Annotated in this window: 16 protein-coding genes; 8 read left to right on the top strand and 8 right to left on the bottom strand. The window is 50.6% G+C overall.

The genetic code is table 11. The features are described from left to right. Positions 1-16: 16 nt before the first annotated feature. Complete coding sequence (locus H6G50_RS07775; RefSeq protein WP_190714903.1) at positions 17-238, bottom strand: DUF167 domain-containing protein; 222 nt, start codon at positions 236-238, stop codon at positions 17-19. A gap of 69 nt (positions 239-307) precedes the next feature. On the opposite strand from H6G50_RS07775, the gene H6G50_RS07780 reads away from it, so the two are divergent. Further along, complete coding sequence (locus tag H6G50_RS07780) at positions 308-1,099, top strand: Uma2 family endonuclease (RefSeq protein WP_190714905.1); 792 nt, start codon at positions 308-310, stop codon at positions 1,097-1,099. 132 nt (positions 1,100-1,231) lie between these two features. Here H6G50_RS07780 and uvrA read toward each other — a convergent pair whose 3' ends face one another. Then, positions 1,232-4,180 carry an excinuclease ABC subunit UvrA gene (gene uvrA / locus H6G50_RS07785; RefSeq protein ID WP_190714907.1) on the bottom strand — a complete coding sequence of 983 codons (2,949 nt, stop codon included), beginning with the start codon at positions 4,178-4,180 and terminating at the stop codon, positions 1,232-1,234. A 256-nt stretch (positions 4,181-4,436) separates the two neighbouring features. On the opposite strand from uvrA, the gene hisH reads away from it, so the two are divergent. From hisH to H6G50_RS07810, 5 genes are all read left to right on the top strand, one after another. Next, positions 4,437-5,072: an imidazole glycerol phosphate synthase subunit HisH gene (hisH, locus tag H6G50_RS07790; RefSeq protein WP_190714909.1), complete on the top strand. Its 636-nt coding sequence runs from the start codon at positions 4,437-4,439 to the stop codon at positions 5,070-5,072. Between the two features lie 65 nt (positions 5,073-5,137). Further along, entirely contained in the window at positions 5,138-6,436 is a 1,299-nt protein-coding gene (gene proA, locus H6G50_RS07795; protein WP_190714911.1) for a glutamate-5-semialdehyde dehydrogenase, read from the top strand. Positions 6,437-6,442: 6 nt separating this feature from the next. Continuing rightward, positions 6,443-7,222, top strand: coding sequence for a Uma2 family endonuclease (locus tag H6G50_RS07800; protein ID WP_190714913.1), 780 nt, complete (start codon positions 6,443-6,445; stop codon positions 7,220-7,222). 103 nt (positions 7,223-7,325) lie between these two features. Beyond that, complete coding sequence (locus H6G50_RS07805; protein ID WP_190714915.1) at positions 7,326-7,466, top strand: hypothetical protein; 141 nt, start codon at positions 7,326-7,328, stop codon at positions 7,464-7,466. Between the two features lie 258 nt (positions 7,467-7,724). After that, a complete protein-coding gene (locus tag H6G50_RS07810) occupies positions 7,725-8,669 on the top strand; it encodes a hypothetical protein (protein ID WP_190714917.1) in 945 nt (314 codons plus the stop codon). Between the two features lie 92 nt (positions 8,670-8,761). Here H6G50_RS07810 and H6G50_RS07815 read toward each other — a convergent pair whose 3' ends face one another. The 6 genes from H6G50_RS07815 to H6G50_RS07840 all read right to left on the bottom strand — a co-directional run bounded on the left by H6G50_RS07815 (position 8,762) and on the right by H6G50_RS07840 (position 16,930). Then, on the bottom strand, positions 8,762-9,388 hold the full coding sequence (locus H6G50_RS07815) for a DUF4333 domain-containing protein (RefSeq protein ID WP_190714919.1): 627 nt from the start codon (positions 9,386-9,388) through the stop codon (positions 8,762-8,764). Positions 9,389-9,623: 235 nt separating this feature from the next. Beyond that, the gene (locus H6G50_RS07820) at positions 9,624-11,039 is read right to left on the bottom strand and encodes an ankyrin repeat domain-containing protein (protein WP_190714921.1); all 1,416 of its coding nucleotides are present in this window, start codon (positions 11,037-11,039) and stop codon (positions 9,624-9,626) included. Beyond that, positions 11,039-13,672 carry a type IV pilus secretin family protein gene (locus H6G50_RS07825; protein WP_190714923.1) on the bottom strand — a complete coding sequence of 878 codons (2,634 nt, stop codon included), beginning with the start codon at positions 13,670-13,672 and terminating at the stop codon, positions 11,039-11,041. The genes H6G50_RS07820 and H6G50_RS07825 overlap by 1 nt, the downstream gene beginning before the upstream one ends. 439 nt (positions 13,673-14,111) lie before the next feature. After that, positions 14,112-14,906, bottom strand: a complete 795-nt coding sequence (locus H6G50_RS07830) for a hypothetical protein (protein WP_190714925.1) — start codon at positions 14,904-14,906, stop codon at positions 14,112-14,114. Between the two features lie 27 nt (positions 14,907-14,933). Then, positions 14,934-15,794: a PilN domain-containing protein gene (locus tag H6G50_RS07835; RefSeq protein WP_190714927.1), complete on the bottom strand. Its 861-nt coding sequence runs from the start codon at positions 15,792-15,794 to the stop codon at positions 14,934-14,936. A 5-nt stretch (positions 15,795-15,799) separates the two neighbouring features. Then, entirely contained in the window at positions 15,800-16,930 is a 1,131-nt protein-coding gene (locus H6G50_RS07840) for a type IV pilus biogenesis protein PilM (RefSeq protein ID WP_190714929.1), read from the bottom strand. 428 nt (positions 16,931-17,358) lie between these two features. Here H6G50_RS07840 and H6G50_RS07845 point away from each other — a divergent pair, with 428 nt between their 5' ends. Both H6G50_RS07845 and H6G50_RS07850 read left to right on the top strand, forming a co-directional pair. Then, positions 17,359-18,636, top strand: coding sequence for a sugar ABC transporter substrate-binding protein (locus tag H6G50_RS07845; protein ID WP_190714931.1), 1,278 nt, complete (start codon positions 17,359-17,361; stop codon positions 18,634-18,636). Between the two features lie 365 nt (positions 18,637-19,001). After that, positions 19,002-19,604: a hypothetical protein gene (locus tag H6G50_RS07850; RefSeq protein WP_190714933.1), complete on the top strand. Its 603-nt coding sequence runs from the start codon at positions 19,002-19,004 to the stop codon at positions 19,602-19,604. Positions 19,605-19,609: the final 5 nt, after the last annotated feature.

Here is a 19,609-nt window from a genome sequence, read left to right on the forward strand (position 1 = left end):
CCTAAATAACTATAGATTAAAGCGCGATCGCAACGCGTTTAATCTTCGACGATAAACCGGATTCAATCGTCACGCAGGATTTTGGTACATTGTACTTTTTAGCGAGGATTTGAATGAGTTCGGCGTTCGCTTTACCATCGATAGGGGGCGATTTTAAATACACGGTGAGGCTGCCGTTTTCTTCCTCAATAATTCGTTGCTGTTTGGTATTCGGCTTAACTTTAACTTGCAGTTTCATTGTTCCGCGAGATGGGTTTTATCGATCTGCTAAACTCAAAGATAAAGAAAGAAGCGGGGGTACAGTCAAATGTTAAAATCGGACACTCACAATCTCCCCAGCAGCGCCGAACTGCCCTGTTCTGATGACACTCCCGTGGATAACGAAGAACAAAACTTTATTCCTAACTTCCTGCTGTTTCTCCTGGAATATATTTGGGGAAACCGCCAAGACTGGTTCTTCGGGGTGGATATGGCAGTGTATCACACCACGGGCAAAAATCCGCGCATCCCCATTACACCCGACGGATTCTTAGCCCTCAATGTCGAGCGGCGCAAGGACGGGCAATCGCGCAGCAGCTATGTGGTGTGGGAAGAAAACAACATCGTTCCTATCCTCGCCCTTGAAGTGGTTTCTCAAACTCCCGGAGGAGAATACAGCAGTAAAGAAGCTCTCTATGCCAAGTTGGGCGTGCTGTACTACGTTATCTATAATCCCCGGCAGTTCGGAGGTCGCCACCAGGGATTAGAAGTGTATAAATTAATCAAGGGAAAATATAGCTGGCAAACCCAGGAACCCGTGTGGATGCCGGAAATTGGCTTAGGAATCGGTCGCGGTATCCGTAATTATGGCGGGATAGAACGAGAGGTTTTATACTGGTTCGACGAGCAAGGAAATCGCTATGCCGGTACGGAGGAGGAATTAGAAGTCGTGCGGCAACGTGCAGAATTAGAGCGGCAACGGGCAGAACAAGAGCGACAACGCGCCGAGTCGGCCGAGCAACGGGCTGAGTCGGCCGAGCAACAAATCGAACAGGAACGGCAACTCCGCGAACAATTACAACGAGAATTAGAGCGCTACCGCCAGCAACTTGGTGACTGACCCGATTTTTAACTTACCGCTATAGCAGTTTTCGATTGGATGAGGTGTACGAGAAGGGCGAATGCCATTCGCCCCTACCGATTTGATTTTGGAATCTGTATCTCGCGCGAAAGGAAACCGCCATATCAATTATCAACGCTCGATTAAAGCTGGATATTTATCCAAAACTTCTTTTAAAAACATCCCCGTATAAGACTTCGGATGTTCCGCGACTAATTCCGGCGTTCCCACTGCAACGACTTCGCCGCCTCTATCTCCCCCTTCCGGCCCTAAATCGATAATCCAATCGGAACAACGAATCACGTCGAGGTTATGTTCGATGACTAAAATTGAATTCCCCTTATCCACTAAACGCTGTAAAACATTCAATAAATGATGCACGTCGTAGAACGATAAACCCGTTGTCGGTTCGTCGATTAAATACAACGTTTTGCCCGTTGCGCGGCGCGATAGTTCGGTCGCAAGTTTCACCCGTTGCGCTTCCCCTCCCGATAGCGTCGGGGCGGGTTGACCTAATTTCACGTAACCTAAACCGACATCAACTAAGGTTTGCAATTTCGTTGCGGCGCGGGGAATATTTTCAAAGACAACTGCCGCTTCTTCCGCCGTCATATCGAGAACATCGGCGATGGAATAGCCCTTATATTTCACCTGCAAGGTTTCGCGGTTGTAGCGCGCGCCTTTACACACCTCGCACTGCACGTAAACGTCGGGCAAAAAGTTCATTTCAATGACGTTTACGCCCTGTCCGCTGCAAGCTTCGCAGCGTCCGCCTTTGACGTTGAAAGAAAATTGTCCTTGTTTGTAGCCCCGCGCTTTGGCTTCGATGGTTTCGGTGAAAATGGCGCGAATTGGGTCGAAAACGCCAGTATAAGTGGCGGGATTGGAACGGGGCGTGCGTCCGATGGGGGATTGGTCGATGACGATAACTTTATCGATCGCGGCTAGTCCTTTGACTTCGCTTAATCCTTCGGGGAAGGGGACTTTTTTGGTGAGGTGGTGTTGCAGCGCGGGATAAAGCAGTTCTTCGACGAGGGTGGATTTGCCGGAACCGGATACGCCGGTAATGCAGGCAAGTACGCCGAGGGGGATTTTGACATCGATTTTTTGCAGGTTATTGCGCTGGCATTTTTTTAGGACTAAACTGCGTCCGTTCCCGCGCCTGCGTTCGTTGGGGGTTTCAATGGCGCGCCGCCCGGAGAGATACGCGCCGGTGAGGGAGTTTTCGGCGTTTAGCAGGGTGTCTAAGTTGCCCTGACAAACGATTTCTCCGCCGTGTACGCCCGCTTTGGGGCCGATATCGACGATGTAATCGGCAGCGCGGATGGTGTCTTCGTCATGTTCGACGACGATTAGGGTGTTGCCGATATCGCGCAGTTTTCTGAGGGTGCTGAGGAGGCGTTGGTTGTCGCGCTGATGGAGTCCGATGCTGGGTTCGTCGAGAACGTAGAGTACGCCGGTGAGTCCCGCGCCGATTTGGGTGGCGAGGCGGATGCGCTGTGCTTCGCCGCCGGAGAGGGTCATTGCGGCGCGATCGAGGGTGAGATAATCTAAGCCAACATCAAGGAGAAATTGCAGTCTGGCTTTGATTTCTTTGAGGGCGAGGTCGCCGATCAGCGCTTGTCGTTGGGTCAGTTGCAGGTTTTCGATGCGCTCTAAGGTTTCGCGGATGGGGGAACTGGTGAGGTTGTCGATGTTGTATTGCCCGAGTAGCACGGAGAGGACTTCGGGTTTGAGGCGCTTTCCGCGACAGGTTTCGCAGGTTTGAGCGACGATGTAGGGTTCGAGTTTTTGTTTTTGCAGTTCGGAGGTGCTTTCTTGGTATTGGCGTTCGAGGATGTTGAGTACGCCGGAATATTTGCGGTAGTAGCCGTCTTTTTTGCCGCTGCGGGAGTCGTCGGTAAAGAAGATGGGTTCGGGGCTACCGTGTAAGATAATGTTTTGCTGTTCGGCGGTGAGTTGGTTCCAGGGGGTTTGAATCTCGAAGTTGTGGGCGCGCCCGAGACTGTAGAGGAGGGAGAGATAGTAGGAGTTGTCTTTGTCCGACCAGGGCGCGATCGCGGAGTAAACGGGTGCAGTGGGATCGGGAATAACTAAGTCTTGCGAGAATTTACGGAGGTTGCCGAGTCCGTGACATTGCGGGCAAGCGCCGTAGGGAGAGTTGAAGGAGAAGAGGCGAGGCGAAAGTTCTTCCATAACTGCGCCGTGTTCGGGGCAGGCGAAGTTTTCTGAGAAGACGATTTCTTGGGATTGGGGGGTTTTTTCGGGTTCGGTTTTATCCGTAGATTCCGCAGTTTCGTTGAGGATTTCGATCGCGGCAATCCCATTAGCGCGTTTGAGACAGGTGGAGAGGGAGTCGGCGAGGCGTTCTTGGATGCCTTCTTTTTTAATCAGGCGATCGATGACAATTTCGATGGTGTGGCTGTTGTTTTTCTCGAGTTCGATCGCGTCGCTGAGTTCGCGCACTTCGCCGTTAACGCGCACGCGCACGAAGCCTTCGCTGGCTAAGCTGGAGAGGAGTTTTTTATGAGTGCCTTTTTTGCCGCGTACTACGGGGGCGAGGATTTGGAAGCGGGTGCGATCGGGCAATTCCAGGACGCGATCGCACATTTCATCGATGGTTTGCGGGGCAATGTTGCGATCGCAGTGAGGACAGTGGGGTTGTCCCGCGCGTCCGAACAGCAAGCGCAAGTAATCGTAGATTTCCGTTACCGTTCCCACCGTCGATCGCGGGTTGTGGGAAGTCGATTTTTGGTCGATGGAAATCGCCGGACTCAACCCCTCAATTGCGTCTACATCCGGTTTATCTAACTGCCCCAAAAACTGGCGCGCGTAGGCGCTTAACGACTCCACGTAGCGGCGCTGTCCTTCGGCAAAAATCGTATCGAACGCCAGGGAAGACTTACCAGAACCGGAAACGCCCGTAAATACGACTAAGCGATCGCGCGGCAGTTCCAGATCGACATTCTTAAGATTATGCTGTCTCGCGCCGCGAATGCGAATCGTATTGCGTGCGGGGGCGGACTTGCCGTTGTTGGCAATGCTATCGAGAGAATCGGACAGATCGATCGGCTGAATCATGAGAACGCTGCTTAACAGACCTTAACTATGATAGCGCTGCTGTCGGAGATCGCTGATACTTTCGTACTTTCGACAGAGCGATCGCGTTCCTCAAGCGCTCCGCTAAAGATTAGACTAGATATGAATTTGTCATTCTCGTTGATGCAATCAATCACGAATGCTCGCTCGATGGCAAAATGCTCTTACTCCAGTATTTCAACTTCCGCCCTCCTGTACTACAGTATAGGAAGGTTTGCGCTAGTAACGGGAGGTAAGGATGGCTGTTATTGCAGTAATAGATTACGATATGGGCAATTTGCACTCGGCTTGCAAGGGATTGGAAAAAGCGGGTGCAACGCCAAAGGTTGTCGATTCGGCGCGGGAAATTGCGATCGCTGATGCTGTGGTTTTGCCGGGAGTCGGCGCTTTCGATCCTGCCGTTCAACACTTGCGATCGCGCGATCTCGTTTCCCCAATTCAAGATGCGATCGCCTCGGGCAAACCTTTCCTCGGCATTTGTTTGGGTTTACAAATTCTGTTTGAGGGTTCGGAAGAAGGCACAGAACCCGGACTCGGCATTATTCCGGGAGTCGTGCGCCGTTTTCGTTCCGAACCCGATTTAACCATTCCCCACATGGGTTGGAATCAACTTCACTTCACGCAGCCCCATCTTTCCCTTTGGCAAAACCTCGGCGAATCTCCCTTCGTTTATTTCGTCCATTCCTATTACGTCGATCCCGTTGATACCTCGGTGCGCGCGGCGACTGTTACTCACGGCACTCAAGAAGTTACAGCCGCGATCGCGCGCGATAATATTACTGCGGTGCAATTTCACCCCGAAAAATCTTCCACCGCCGGACTGCAAATGCTTGCCAATTTTGTCAGCACGATTCGCGCTACTGTTGCTGTTTAAATTCGGAATTGTCGCTTTGAGTTAGCATTATTTTTTTGCATTGATTTAATTCCTTTTTTGCCGACATGATTGCTTCTGAAGTTAATATTTCTACCCCAACTGAAATTGCGCGTCAAACTCGCCAAGCCGCACAACACCTCGCCGTTCTTAGCGAAGCGGAAAGAAATCGCGCTCTAGAAGCGATCGCGCGCGCCCTAGAAGCCTCAAGCGCCGAGATTTTAGCGGCGAATGAAGCCGACTGTCGCGCGGCGGAAGCTGAAGGGATTTCTCCCGCTTTATTGGCGCGCCTGAAGTTAGGAGAGTCGAAATTACAAGCCGCGATCGCGGGCGTACTAGATGTCGCAAAACTTCCCGATCCGATCGGTTCGCTACAAATTCATCGGGAATTAGATGACGGTTTAGTTCTCAAGCGCGTCACTTGTCCTTTAGGCGTTTTAGGGATTATTTTTGAAGCGCGCCCCGAAGCCTTAATTCAAATTACCAGCCTTGCGATTAAATCCGGCAATGGGGCAATTTTGAAAGGGGGAAAAGAAGCGACTCGTTCCTGTCAGACGCTAACGGAGATTATTCGCTCGGCTTTAGCCACCACTGCCGTTAGCCCCGAAGTCGTGCAATTGCTGACGACGCGATCGGAAATTCGCGCTCTTTTAGAACTCGACGAATATGTAAACCTAATTATTCCGCGCGGTTCTAATAGCTTCGTGCGCTACGTCCAAGAAAATACGCGCATTCCCGTCCTCGGACACGCGGATGGGATTTGCCATCTCTACATCGATAAAGATGCAGATTTAGAGCAATCTGTCAAGGTGACAATTGATGCAAAAACGCAATATCCTGCCGCTTGCAACGCGATCGAAACGCTCTTAGTTCATCGCGATCTTGCCGCAGAATTTCTCCCCCAACTCGCCGCTGCCGTGCCAGCCGTCGAACTGCGCGGCGACGCGAGAACGCGAGAAATTTTGGCGGTAGAACCGGCAACGGAAGAAGACTGGTCAACCGAGTATAGTGATTTAGTTTTAGCGGTTAAAATTGTCGATTCAATTGAAGACGCGATCGCGCATATCAATACTTACGGTTCTAAACATACCGACGCGATTATGACCGAGAATTCTACCGCCGCAGAAATGTTTTTAAATCGAGTCGATGCAGCAGGCGTTTATCACAACTGTTCGACTCGTTTTGCCGATGGATTTCGTTACGGTTTTGGGGCAGAAGTTGGCATCAGTACCCAACAAATGCCGCCTAGAGGGCCAGTGGGTTTAGAAGGATTAGTAACCTATAAATATAAGCTCGTCGGTAACGGTCATATTGCCGCAACTTACTCCGGCTCGAAGGCAAAATCTTTTACGCATAAAGATATTTAAAATGCCATGAATCTCGCAACTGAATTGCCGAAAACCTTACCCGACCATACGCAACTTCCGGAATCCGACGGTACGTTTGTGAAGAACTTTCAAGAGCATCCCCAAAGCATTCTTCTCACTGAATCCATCGAGCCAATTTTGCAACAGTTGCATCCCGACGGGCAGTATTGTATCGGGCAGGATTGCGGTATTTATTGGCGTTTGACGGAACCGCCGGAGCGAGGGGCAGAAGCGCCGGATTGGTTTTACGTGCCTCGAGTTCCGCCAATGTTAAACGGACGGCTTCGACGTTCTTATGTGATGTGGCAAGAGATAGTTTCTCCGCTAATTGTCCTTGAATTTGTCTCTGGCGACGGCAGTGAGGAGCGGGATACTACGCCTTATCAAGGCAAGTTTTGGGTTTACGAACAAGCCATTCGCGTTCCGTTTTACGGCATTTATGAGGTCGAAAGGGCGAGCGTTGAGGTGTATCATTTGGTGGATGGGCGCTATCGGCTGCTGGCTGCTAACGATCGCGATCGCTACGAAATTACGCCTTTAGGAGTCGAACTCGGCCTTTGGGTGGGACAGTACAAAAATGTCGAACTTCCTTGGTTGCGTTGGTGGGATAGTGAAGGGAATTTGTTGCTGTCGGGGGGAGAACTGGCCCGAGCAGAACGCCAGCGTGCCGAAACCGAACGCCAGCGCGCCGAAACCGAGCGTCAACGCGCCGAACTAGCGGAGGATGAGAATGCGCGTTTGCGAGAGCGCCTCCAAGCACTAGGGATTGACCCCGAAACCGTATAGTTTGGGGTGCAGACGATAGAACAACTTCAGTAGCGGTGTTTTTCGGTTACGCCGCTGCTCCGCAATCCTAACGTCCTTAGCAGCGTTAGGGTTAATCGAATCTTTGCAAAACGCAAGTCTGCATAAAGTTCCGACTAATTTTGCTCCGGAAGATTCATCTAATTTTTACGCGATCGCGGCACGGGATAAAGCTCTCGCAAAGCTCGCGATCGCGTTATTTATCGAAGATTTACACAGACGGTAATATTGCGTAAAAATTGCATAAAGACGCGCCCTAACCGATGACATCCGCATCAGTCATCTGTTTTGATGGTTTCAAGACCAGAGTGCAGGATTGGAAAGGAATCAGGCTACTAATTGCAGGCGATCGCGCGTTTCCCGAAGCTTTAACCAAACTTCCTCCACAGCACCTCGGAATTCCTAGCCGACAGGAACTCCCAGACGGCGCTTGCTTATCGCCAAAAATCCCTCCTTTACGAAAACTTTCGAGAAATCAAGATCGATGCCTATTTCAACTGCACTCGAACCCCAAGCCAAAGTCTCTTGGCAAGCGATCGGTTTTTTACTCACCAGCACGCTTTGTTTCGGATTGAATCCCGCCGCGCCCGCTGCAACCCTCACCAACGGTGCATTAACCATTGACATTCGCGAAGACAACGGCGCAATTGCCCGCGTCTCTTTCGGCAATAGCGACTTCTTCAACCCCGGAATGCCCATTTCTGACTATGGATTCCAAAATGGAACCGATACTAGCACCTTCTGGCTCAACTCCACCACCGGTTGGACGCAACAACCCGTAACCGTCAGCAATCGCCCGAAATCTGTCATCGTCACCGGAACTTATCGAGGCGGCAATGCTAACGTCGATTTTACGCGCACTTATTCCCTCATTTCCGGCTTAAATGTCTTGCGGGTGGAGACAAAATTTGTCAATCGCGGCGATGATGTTGCCCTGCGCTACTTCGATACCTTCGATCCCGACCAGGGTGTCGATCGCGGTAATGGGTTTGAAACCTATAACGATACCTACAATCTCTCAACCGATGCAGGGGTGGCTCGCGTGGCTCGTGCGACGGAGTTAGGCGGTTTAACGGTCGCGATCGGTTCGATTTCGCCGGAGGCCATTATCGGGCAAACGACGGGAATCGCGATCGGGAATGGTGCAAGCTTGAATAATTTCTTCGGCGCGCCTCTTGATGGTAATGGTATTTTTGCAGATTTCGGCTCTCACGTCGGCGCTTTCAAGATGTTGCTGAAAGCTGGGGAGTTAAAAAGCGTAACCTACGACCAAGCTTATGGACAGTCGCCAGAAGAAGCGAATCGAACATTTATTGCCGCCAATCGCAAGCAGGCCGTACCCGTTCCCGAACCGATGTCGATCGCGAGTTTAGCGATTATCGGCGCAGGGGGGATTGCTCGGACTCTCAAACGCAAGTCCCGCGCTTAAGAATTTTAAAGGTTGAATGATGAGCGTAGTTGTTTGTCCCGATATTACGCTTGCTGACGCGCTTTCCTTACCAATTCAACCCAAAATAACGGTTAAATCTTCCAAGAAACCTGCCCGGTTTCGTCTTTAATCGTTATCTGAGCGGCTCCTTTTTTACCGTCGGCAGTGGTAGCCGGACAAGTAAAAGTTTCACCAACTTTTTCAAAGAAACGCACGGGCGATTTGCTGCTACCGCAGTCAATTGTAATATCGAGTTGCTTTTGCTTCTTCACTTCATCTTTAATGGTTTGTTCGAGGGAAGCTACATTAAGAACATTTTTACTGTTCCAAGTAATAGTTCCTTTATCATCTTTCATTTCTACCGCTGCTTTGAATTTGCCTTGAGGAATTGTCACCTCGCAATCAAACTTCTTACCCGCTTCGATCTTTACATCAGGGGGACAATCAACAGCGGTAGCTTCAACCCCTTTCAAAGTGGTGGGGACGGATGTTTTAATAAAGTCTTCGACTTTTTTAGTCGTTTCCGACTTGGGGACTGCTGGGGTGGGCTTGCTGGTCGGGGAAGTTGTGGGAGAAGGCGTAGCGGAAGGGGTTTCTCCAGTGGGACTCGTCGTGGCAACGGGTTGATTATCATTCTTTCCTCCGCACGCTGTCGCAGTTGCGGCTAAGCTCAAAACACAGAGGAAAGCAGCAAGACGGTTATCAATTAGGAATTTCACGGTTTTCACTCCTTGGATAAGCTGAAAGGGGACTAGCTAATTAGACTGTATCGAGAGCCTTGTCCTTAACGACGATGCAATTCCATTATTCACGATTGAATGGCACTGAAATAAGAGTTGAGAAATCGCCCAAAGCAGTGACATTTCGGAAAGTGGACAGCGCCCACCCGCCTTAAGTCAGTGCCATTCATTCATTATTCATTATTCATTATCCATTATTCACTCTTACCCTAGTTTAGCTTTCGCGACTTGCTCTTTCGAGCCGCTCGACGGTTTCGGGGTAATTGTTGAACTGTGCGAGTCCGAGGGCGGTATAGCCCCCATTATTTTGGGTGTCGAGTTTAACTCGGTGGGTAGCAAGCAGCAATTCTACTGCCTCGATATAGCCCCGATGACTCGCCCACATTAACGCGGTTGCGCCCGTCTCGTCCTGAATATTGAGGTCTGCACCCGCTTCGATTAACACTCGCATCATTTCGGTGTCGCCGCGATCGCTCGCAATCATCAGCAAGGTTTTACCGCGATCTCGGCGAATATTGACTTCCGCCCCAGCTTTCAGGAGTATCTCTGCAATATCCACCCATCCTTGTGCAAAAACTAGCGTTAAAGGCGTTTCGCCTTGATTATTTTGGTTGACATTTTTACTATTTTGTGATATGAGGTGAGCGATCGCGCGATCGCCTTGAACGGCAGCAAGCATCAAAGGCGTGTCTCCCTCCCCATTCGGGCAGTCTGCTTCCGCGCCCGCCTCCAACAGCGCGCGAACGACTTCGAGATGCCCTTCAATGGCAGCAAAATGCAGGGCGGTTTCCCCATCTTCGTCGCTGGCGTTGACATCGGCTCCGGCTTGCAGCAATAACTGCGCGATCGCGCTATTACCGTTGGCAGCAGCGAGGGCGAGAGGCGTTTCTCCCTCCGCATCGCGCAAGTTGACATCTGCTCCCGCTTGTAAGAGTTGCTCGACAATGGCGGGATGTCCTGCGTTAATGGCGGCGATCAGGGGTAAGGAATCATCGGTGAGGGGAGCATTTACATCAACGCCGCGAGCTAACAACACTCGAACGCTTTCGCCCTGTCCGGTATTAATAGCAGCATCTAACGCATCTTGGAGCGTCTCGGTATCGATGTCTGCGGTGAGGAGCGCCGGGACAACTTCAATCTGCCCCGATCGCAGCGCTAATTTTAGGGGTGTATCGCCATCCTTATCGCAAATATTTGCCTTAGCACCAGCGCTCAGAAGCCGTTTGACGATGAGGAGATAGCCCTTGTAAGCGGCAATAGCGAGGGCGGGAGTACCGTCTTCGTTGGTGGCGTTCACCTCTGCCCCGGCGTTAATTAAGGCTTCGACAACCTCAGCGCGATTGGCTGCGGCGGCTAACATTAAGGCTGTTGCCCCGTAGCGATCGCTTTTCGCATCAACTTCTGCCCCCGCTTCAATCAACAGTTGCACGATCTCTAAATTTCCAGCACTTGCAGCCCGCATTAACGCGGTTGTGCCGTCGCGCGCCCGAAGGGATCCGCTTTGCGGATCGCGTGCGTTAACATTTGCACCCTGCGCTAAGGCGGCTCGAACGCCTTCTAAATCGCCATTTCGAGCCGCTTGAAACAATTGACGATCCGCTTCGCGGATTCCTGTGGGTGCGCGATCCATTAGCGTCCGCCGGGAACTTGAACGCCCGTGCGCTGTAAGGCATCTTGGGTTGCGCGTCCGGGACTGTAATTGTAGCCGAACCCGCCGAAGCGATCGCTATCGTCCAGAATTTGCGGAGTCAGCAGCACAATCACTTCTCGCCGTTCGTTATTGGTTTGCGATTGTCTGAATAATGAACCCAAAATCGGAATATCGCCCAAAATCGGCACCTTACTAATTGTTGTCCGTTCCGAATCCTGGATAATCCCAGCCAAAATCAACGTTTGAGCGTCCCGCAAACGCAACAAGCCAGAACTGACTTCCCGGACATTAAGAAGAGAGATGATGTTACTACTATCTATGCCTAAATTCAATTGTTGAGTTGCCCCAATGGAAGCAACTCTCGGTGCTACTGAGAGCGTCACAAAACCGTTATCGTCGATGCGGTCTACTTTAATCGTTAAGCTCAATCCGGCATCGTCAAACGTGGGTTCTACAGTGCGCTCTGGATTGAGATTATTTGTCTGTGTCACACTTCTCAAACCTGTAACGACCCTCTGTACCAATTTCACTGTTGCTTCTTGCCCCTCCTGTACCACCAACGTCGGATCGCTTAGGATTTTGGCATTGTTGCTCTGAATTGAAGCTTGCAGGTTCGCGAGGAAGCGTCGGGGGAATTGGAAAAACGACGGCAGGGCTGCTGTAGCCGTTCCTAATGTTCCCTGAGTAACGCTAGTCGTCGGTGGCGTTCCGGGGTTAATTGTAATTACGTTATCCCTGGCAAGGGTTACATCGGTAATCCCTGTAGTAAATGGGTCGGTTGATAACCCAGCAACGCGGTTAAAGAAATCCAATGCCCCAGGAGCGGCAATTCGACTTAATGTACCCGTGATGGTATTAATCACGACCGTTCCCGGATCCGTTCCTGGAATTGCTGTGGTGTTGTTCAAATCCAAGAAGCTATTCCCACCTGCGAAGGGGTTTGCAATTGTCGGAATACTCGTCAAACTAGAGCGAGTCTGCGTCAAATTGGGGGGATTAAACGGTCCATAACTATAGAACATCGCACCCTGGTCTACCGACACGAAACCCGAACCGATATTAAACGAGAAACTGCTGTTAATCGCATCCTGTCCGAGCAGGTTAACATCGACAATCTTGACATTTAACGCGACTTGACGGGCGCGGGCATCGAGTTGCGTCAGGAAAGAGGTGGCAATCTCTAACAAGCGCGGCTCGCCCACCATCGTCAGAATATTCAGCCGGTTATCAGTGGAAACCGATAAACCTCTGAGTAAAAGCGGCCCAGTTGCACCACCCTGCCCGCCGCCGCTGTTGGCACTGACCGTCAGAATTTGGGCGGGGGCGCGTTCCGTCCTTACAACCCGTCCGGTTTCAGGGTCAACAATGGTTGTTTCCTGCTGGTTGAGAATTTGTACCGAGGCTCCCTGTGTCGCCAAGAAAGTCGCAGCATCCCCGGCTTTAACTTGGTTGAGGCGCAAGCTGCGGGCGATGAGATTTCGCGTTTCAATCGGCAGGGCTGCCCCCACCATAATCGTCGTGCCGTTGCGCTGAGCTTGCAGGCCGGATAGTTGCAAGACGTAGTTAAACGCATCCTGCACGGAAGCATTTTCTAAGTCCAAGGAGATATTGCGCGAGAGTTGAGCGGCTGCGTCTCCGCCTGCTTGACCGCCGCCGCCTCCCTCGACGTAAACGAGGTTTAACCCAGCAGAGCGCGCGAGGAAGCCTAACACTTCTCGCACCGGGGCATCTTTCAACACTAAACTATCGACTTTGAGCGCCGTTCCCAAATCGAGAATGGTGGGAGCGGTATTAACCGTCGATACGCCGATATCGCCGACTGGGGGCGGAACCGCTCTGGGTAAGAAGGCGGGAGCGGGAGCCGTGGGTTGTAGCGGTTGAGCGGGTGCGGCGAGCGTCCCGTCGAGGTTGAATTGGGTTTGGGGAACGTAGACTCCCGGCGGTGGGGTTTGAGAAACCGGACTGCCGTTGATGGTAATTCCGGGATTGGGAACGAGGACGTTAGGGTCTTGGGAGGGGATGACGTAGGGTTGAGCGACGGGAACGGGCTGGACTGCGCCTTGATTGTTGAAGGTCGGGACTTGTTGGGCGGGATTGCCGGGAACCGGGGCAAGTTGGACTTGAGCGAGTTGAAGGGGATTGCTGAGTTCCGTTTTTCTCGTCTGTGCGGTGCTTTCTGAAGCTGCGGCGCTTTCGGAATGTTCGGATGCCTTTGCCTCGGCTTCTTCTACAGGAGGAGCGATCGCTACAATGAGTTTTTCGCCTTCTTGTCGAATTTCTTTGCTAACGGGCGCGTTCTCTTCGCCTGTCACTGTAAGCTGGAGGTTGCCTTCACTGCTCGGCGTGAGGGCAATTTCAGCGATTCCGGGCGCGGGATTTTCCCGATGAAACCCTTCTTCCGGCAAGCTTAAAGCCGCCTTGGGAATTTCCGCAATTAAAACATTATCTCGCTGCTCGGTCTGAATCTGCGACGCAATTTCGCCTGCTTCACCTTCTAACTGCAAACCCACCTCAAGACCGCTCTCGGTGGATTCGACTCTAACATCTGAAATCTGAAGGGAATTTGCTGCCTGTGCGGGATTGATTGCCGCCACTAAGATCGGAGCAACCATTAAGATTCCAAGCTGATTTCGATATACTTTCACGGTGCAACTCCTCTACCGACCTAATACGCTGCTTACTTTATGGGTTGTTTATGGGCTAATCTTGGCTCGTGTCTTTAAAAGCCTGAATTTTCTACGCTCCAGCCGTGCGTAGCGTTTAATTTTTTTGACACGGCACACTCCTTATTTTTTTTAAGAGTGGCAGGATTTAGCGCTCATTCCCCAGCTTATTAAAAACGCGCGGTGCGGTTAATTATTGGGGAGTCCGGAGAAATCCTACCGATGCTAGACTGCTGGTTCAATATATCACGAAATTCGCCAGAATGATTGGGGGTAAAAAACGCGCGTCTGCCAGATGCACCGAGAACAAAATCAACAGATTTACCGCTCAAAGGGAAGTTAACAAATCGACAAATTCCGACAGGAATCTGATGCCGCATCGAATCCCTTACTTCGCCGGAGAAGGTTGCGCGCCTCCTGCCGCCGGTGCAGCTTTAGCCCCTTGTTTTGCTTTAGCCGCCTCTTCGAGTTCTTTAGCCGATCGCGGCACTAAAGTTTCTAAGGTAAATGTCGTTGCTAATTTGGGTTTATCGAGGGGAATAAAAGCGGTTTTAGCCGGATCGTAGAGGAGAACTTGCTCTTCTTTAACTTGAGAGCTAAAGTTCTTCACCGCAGAGAGTAGTTGTAGGGCTTCAATACTGCGAATGATAGATTGGGTTTGGTCGAAGGTTCCCTCCATCGCTACATCGTACTTGCGAGTTTGAAGCAGTCCGTTAGCTGCATCTCCCCAAGAGCCATCTTGAACGATCTCGGAATCTGCCGGTTTCCCTTGCTCGGCGGCGGCTGGAATAAATTTCACCAAAACCCCGCGTCGAGCTTCAATTTGACGCGCGAAGTCATACAAATAAGTATCTTCCTTATCCTGAGCGGCAAAAAGGCTGAGAATTTCCTGCTTTTGCACCTCAAGCTGCTGTTGTTCGGCGACTAATCGACTAATCTCTTGTTGGGCGCTGCGCAAGCGTTCGATTTGACTTTGAACGTTCTCCAGTTCGGTTTCCTTTGCCTGTAAATTTTCCCAAGCGGGTTTGACCATATACCAACCAATCGCGGCTCCCCCCGCCAAACCCGCCAATGCTAAGAGGACTCCGCCGACAGTCGGGCTAATACTAACGCCAAAAATCGTTGGATATTCGGGTGCTTCGGCTAATCCGCCTTCTAAGGCAAAATCATCGGCAAATGTCATGGTTCGAGTTTCTCCTCCCAATCGAGATTATTTAGGTGTTGCTGCTGGTGTTGGCGCTACGTTCGGACTTTTCGCTGCCGGTGCCGCTGCGTTTGCTCCCTCCGCCGCTCGCAAGCGCGTTGACAATCCAAGTGCGCCTTTACGTTCTAGCACGCGCAACAAATCGGGATCGGGGAGATTCGTCAGTTGAGTTTGAATTTGGTATTGAACGACTTGAGGAAGTTCGACTTGAACTTGTGTTTTGCCCGTTTGCTGGACGGTTCCGGGAAAGTTCGTCAGTTGGGCGCTTACCAGTCGCGTTTCTTTGGCTTCGAGCAAGGGCGATTTTTTCAGCGTCAGCAGGAAGTCGTTGACGGGCGCGTAAGTATCGGCGAATCCGGAAATCGTTAAAGCAATGGGGGCGGGGGTAGCGGCGGCGGGTGGAGTAGCTGCTGCTCCCGGCGAGGGCGACGGCGAGGGAGAGGGTGCGGCGGCGGGCTGAACCTCAACTTGTTTAATCGAGGCAACTTTGACGCGATCGGGAACGCGATCGCGGATATCCTGGAGAATCGCCGACCATGACTTAATCCGCCCGAAGATGCTCGCTAAACCATTCACTTGGCTGCGAGCGACTTCAATTTCTGCTTTCAAACTGTCGATTTGCTTCTGTTTCTCTTTGAGTTGAGCCAGTTCGACATTTCTCGCATCGATTTCTGCTTGCACTTGCTCGGTGCGCCATTGCACGTACCCCCATAATCCCAAGGCGATGGCAGGAAACAGCAGGCCGATCGATAGCCCTACATACAATGGCACTAAGGCTTGTTTGGGCAGAGGTCTCTTGCCTCTTCCGCCCCCCTTAGTCGGGATAGCGACGCGATCCTTGAGAAAGTTAATCTCAATACTGTACATAGCTCTTATAGCTCCCGCAGTCCTAAACCAATAACAACCCCTAATCCCGGCCTCATCACCGTTGAAATTTCTTCGCCCACATCTAAGGATAACGTCGTCACCGGATCGATCGCGGTCGTGGGCAAGCTCAATCGGCTGGTGAAAAATTCGTCCAGTTGACCGATTCCTCCTCCGGGTCCTGCCAGGTACAGTTGAGCGACTTCTAACTCGCTGCTTTGATTGAGATAAAAATCGATCGAGCGCCGTAACTCGTCGGCGAGTTCCCCTAACACTCGCAATAGTGCTGCCATACCGGGATTAATACCCGTTGCCCCCGTCCGAATCCCTTCTGAGGGGGTGTTTGGGATAGTCATCCCTTGCAGCATTTCCGTATCCCGCTGAGTTGGCAGGTTCATCGCTCGCGAGAGGGCGCTTTGCAACTGAAAAGTGCCGATGGGAACGGTTCGCGAAAATTGCGGAACTCCATCGACAATGATAGCAATTTCGGTACTCTCAAACTCGATATCGACGAGGACTGCGGCTTCTTGAGAGCCGAACTGTCGCAGTTGCTCTCGAATTGTGCGAATCAGCGCGAAGCTGTTAATCTCGAGAACGTCAACTTCGAGGTTCGCTTGCTGAAAGGTTTCTAAGTATGCGTCCGTGACTTCTTTGCGGGTTGCCACGAGTAGCACTTGCGTTTTTTCGATGCCGTCTTCATCTTGAAAGAAGCCTAATTGCTGATAGTCGAGATCGACTTCTTCGCGCGGGTAAGGAAGATAAAGTCCGGCTTCGTGGTTGAGAACCATCTCTCGCAACTCGTCCGGACTCAGTTCGGCAGGAACGGGGATAATGCGAATGATGGCATCGCGCATCGGAACTGCCGTCGCGACTTTAGTTACCTTGATACTATGTTTGGCGAGGGTTTCTTGAATCAGTTCGGCTAACGCCGGAGAATCAACGATTTGACCTTCTTCAAAAATTCCTTCGGGGACGGGTTCGCTAATGTAGGTCGAAAGTTTATAACTTTGCCCTTGCTGGCGCAGTTGGGCAATATTAATACGTTCCGGCGCGATTTCAATGCCGAGTCCTTTACCTTTTTTGGTAAATAAACGGGGAAGAGTTTTGGGAAATGGCGGTAGCTTGAGTGCTTTCTTCATAGAGGCAGGCAACCCGAGTCAACGGGAAAAACGGCAGGATGTCGTTTCGGCAGTCCTGGGAGACTATTTGACCTTAAATATACCTCAAGTGTTTTTCATCGTCTCGTTTTCTTTACTTTGGGGGTCTGGGGCCGCTCGTGCCGAGAATACTTCACAATAACACGAGGGAGCCGATTTTTTTACCACTAGAGGAATATAACCTAATTCGTAATTCGTAATTCGTAGTTCGTAATTCCTCACCCCGTCCCCTGTTAAGCTGAGCGAAGTCGAAGCGCCGTCACCCCATCACCCCGTCACCCCATCTCCCCTCATTATTCACCACTCACCATTCATAATTCATAATTCACCATCCCCCCGTCACCCCTCTCCCGATGCAACGAACAGGGAATAATGGATAATAGAGAATTTGCCGATTATCGTAAAACGCAATGCGAAAACTCGTCCGTCTGTGTCTGTTTGCCCTCGTGGGACTATTTGTCAGTCTGACAATAAGCTGCAATTCCGGTTCTGCCCCCTCCGCCTCGGGAGAACTCGAGTTCTGGACGATGCAGCTTCAGCCGAAATTTACGAGCTATTTCAATCCCCTGATTGGAGAATTTGAGGCGCAAAATCCGGGGACTAAGATACGGTGGACGGATGTTCCGTGGGAAGCGATGGAAAGTAAGATTCTCTCGGCGGTAGGGGCGAAAACTGCGCCGGATGTCGTCAATCTCAATCCGAATTTTGCCTCGCAACTCGCTACGCGCAATGCTTGGCTGCCTCTCGAGGGGAAAGTCTCGCCCGAACAGCAGCAGGAATATCTTCCGAAGATTTGGCAGGCGAGCGTTTTGGACGGCAGTAGTTTCGGTTTGCCGTGGTATTTGACGACGACGGTAACGATTTACAATCGCGATCTTTTGCAAAAGGCAGGCATTAGTCAACCGCCGAAAACTTTTGAAGACTTAGCACAAGTTGCCAAACAAGTCAAAGAAAAGACGGGTAAAAAAGCCTTTTTTGTAACATTGGTTCCGGGCGATTCGGGGGAGGTGTTGGAATCGCTGGTGCAGATGGGGGTGCAATTGGTGGATAAGGAGGGGAAAGCGGCGTTTAATACACCGGAAGGGATTGCTGCGTTTAAGTATTGGACGGATCTGTACAAGCAGGGATTATTACCCGCAGAAGTGCTGACGCAGGGGCATCGTCAGGGGATTGAGTTGTATCAGGCGGGCGAAACGGCGCTATTATCGTCGGGAGTGCAGTTTATGGACGCGATCGCGACGAACGCCCCGGAGATTGCCAAAGTATCGGCGGCTGCCCCCCAAATTACCGGAAAAACGGGCAAAAAGAACGTTGCGGTGATGAATTTAGTCGTCCCGCGCGACAGCAAAAAACCGGAGGAAGCGGTAAAGTTTGCTCTTTTTGTCACCAATACTCAAAATCAATTGGCTTTTGCGAAAGCAGCAAATGTTCTCCCTTCTACCCAAGCAGCGGTTAAAACGTTGATTGATGAATTGGCGAAAAAAAGTAATGCTACGCCAATGGAACAAGCCATAAAAATTAGTGCCGAACAATTGACAGATGCAGAAGTTTTAGTCCCAGCGATGAAGAATTTAAACCTCCTGCAAAAGGCGATTTATGAAAACTTGCAGGCGGCAATGTTAGGGGAAAAACCTGTCGAAAAAGCGGTGGCAGATGCGGCGGCGGAATGGAATTCTGCGGCATTGTAACTTGCCGATCGAGTTATAGGCAGCACCCTACTGCCGTGACACAGCTAAAACTGTGCGATAGGTTTCTCGTTCTATTGCTTATACAAATTCTCAGTTACGATGCACTAAATTTTTTGCTCTCCGGGGCATAACATTGTTATGCTCTCTTCGGGAATCGTGCAAAATCAATGAGAATTGGTATTACTCGATCGGGGTTTCGAGAGTTTTTCTAAAGCCTCATTTAAGGTGTGTCACGGCACTACTTTTTATTCTATGCAGCTTTACATCAATCTGGTATTACTGGAACTTCACGCAATTGCATCAGTCTTATGGATTTAGCTACCCTTTGAGAAAAACTTCAAATTTATAGTCAGCTAGTTAAAAATATGAAACTTAAAGTCGCGATCTCACTTTCCATTGCTTTTAGTGCTACTGTCTTCCTAACTGCCAATTCTGCACGAGCTTTTTTTAATCCGCTACAGTTCTTCGATAAGCATTGTGCGTCCGATTGTCCCTCATCTGCTTCTCAACTTATTGCTCAAACCCCAAGCCCGTTTTTAGAAGATACTTTAAAGTTTCTCTTTAGAGACGATTATTTTGATGTCATTCCCTATCATTTTACCCAGTTCGATCTTAATGATGATAACCTCGAAGAAAGTATTGTTTTTTATACACAAACCGAGCGGTGTAGCAATCGCAGTTGTCCCGTTCATGTGTTAGAACCTGCTGAAGGAGGGGAGTACAATCTAATCGGGGATTTGTGGGGGCAAAGAGGCACTCAGGTTGCTCTATTAAGAAGCAAAACTCGCGGTTGGCACGATCTTGCAATCCCTCTTTTTTCTTACGAACCGCGAGGTCTTTATTGGACTGTTGTTAAGTTTAATGGCAGTCAATACGAAATGACTGATGTTCAACTTGAATCGCTTCCGCCGGGAAGTCGAATTATTCTAGATGTAGAAAATAGTCCAGCTTTTGCTGTCGAACGATAGAAAAG

This window comes from Oscillatoria sp. FACHB-1406 (assembly GCF_014698145.1).
Lineage (GTDB): Bacteria > Cyanobacteriota > Cyanobacteriia > Cyanobacteriales > Spirulinaceae > FACHB-1406.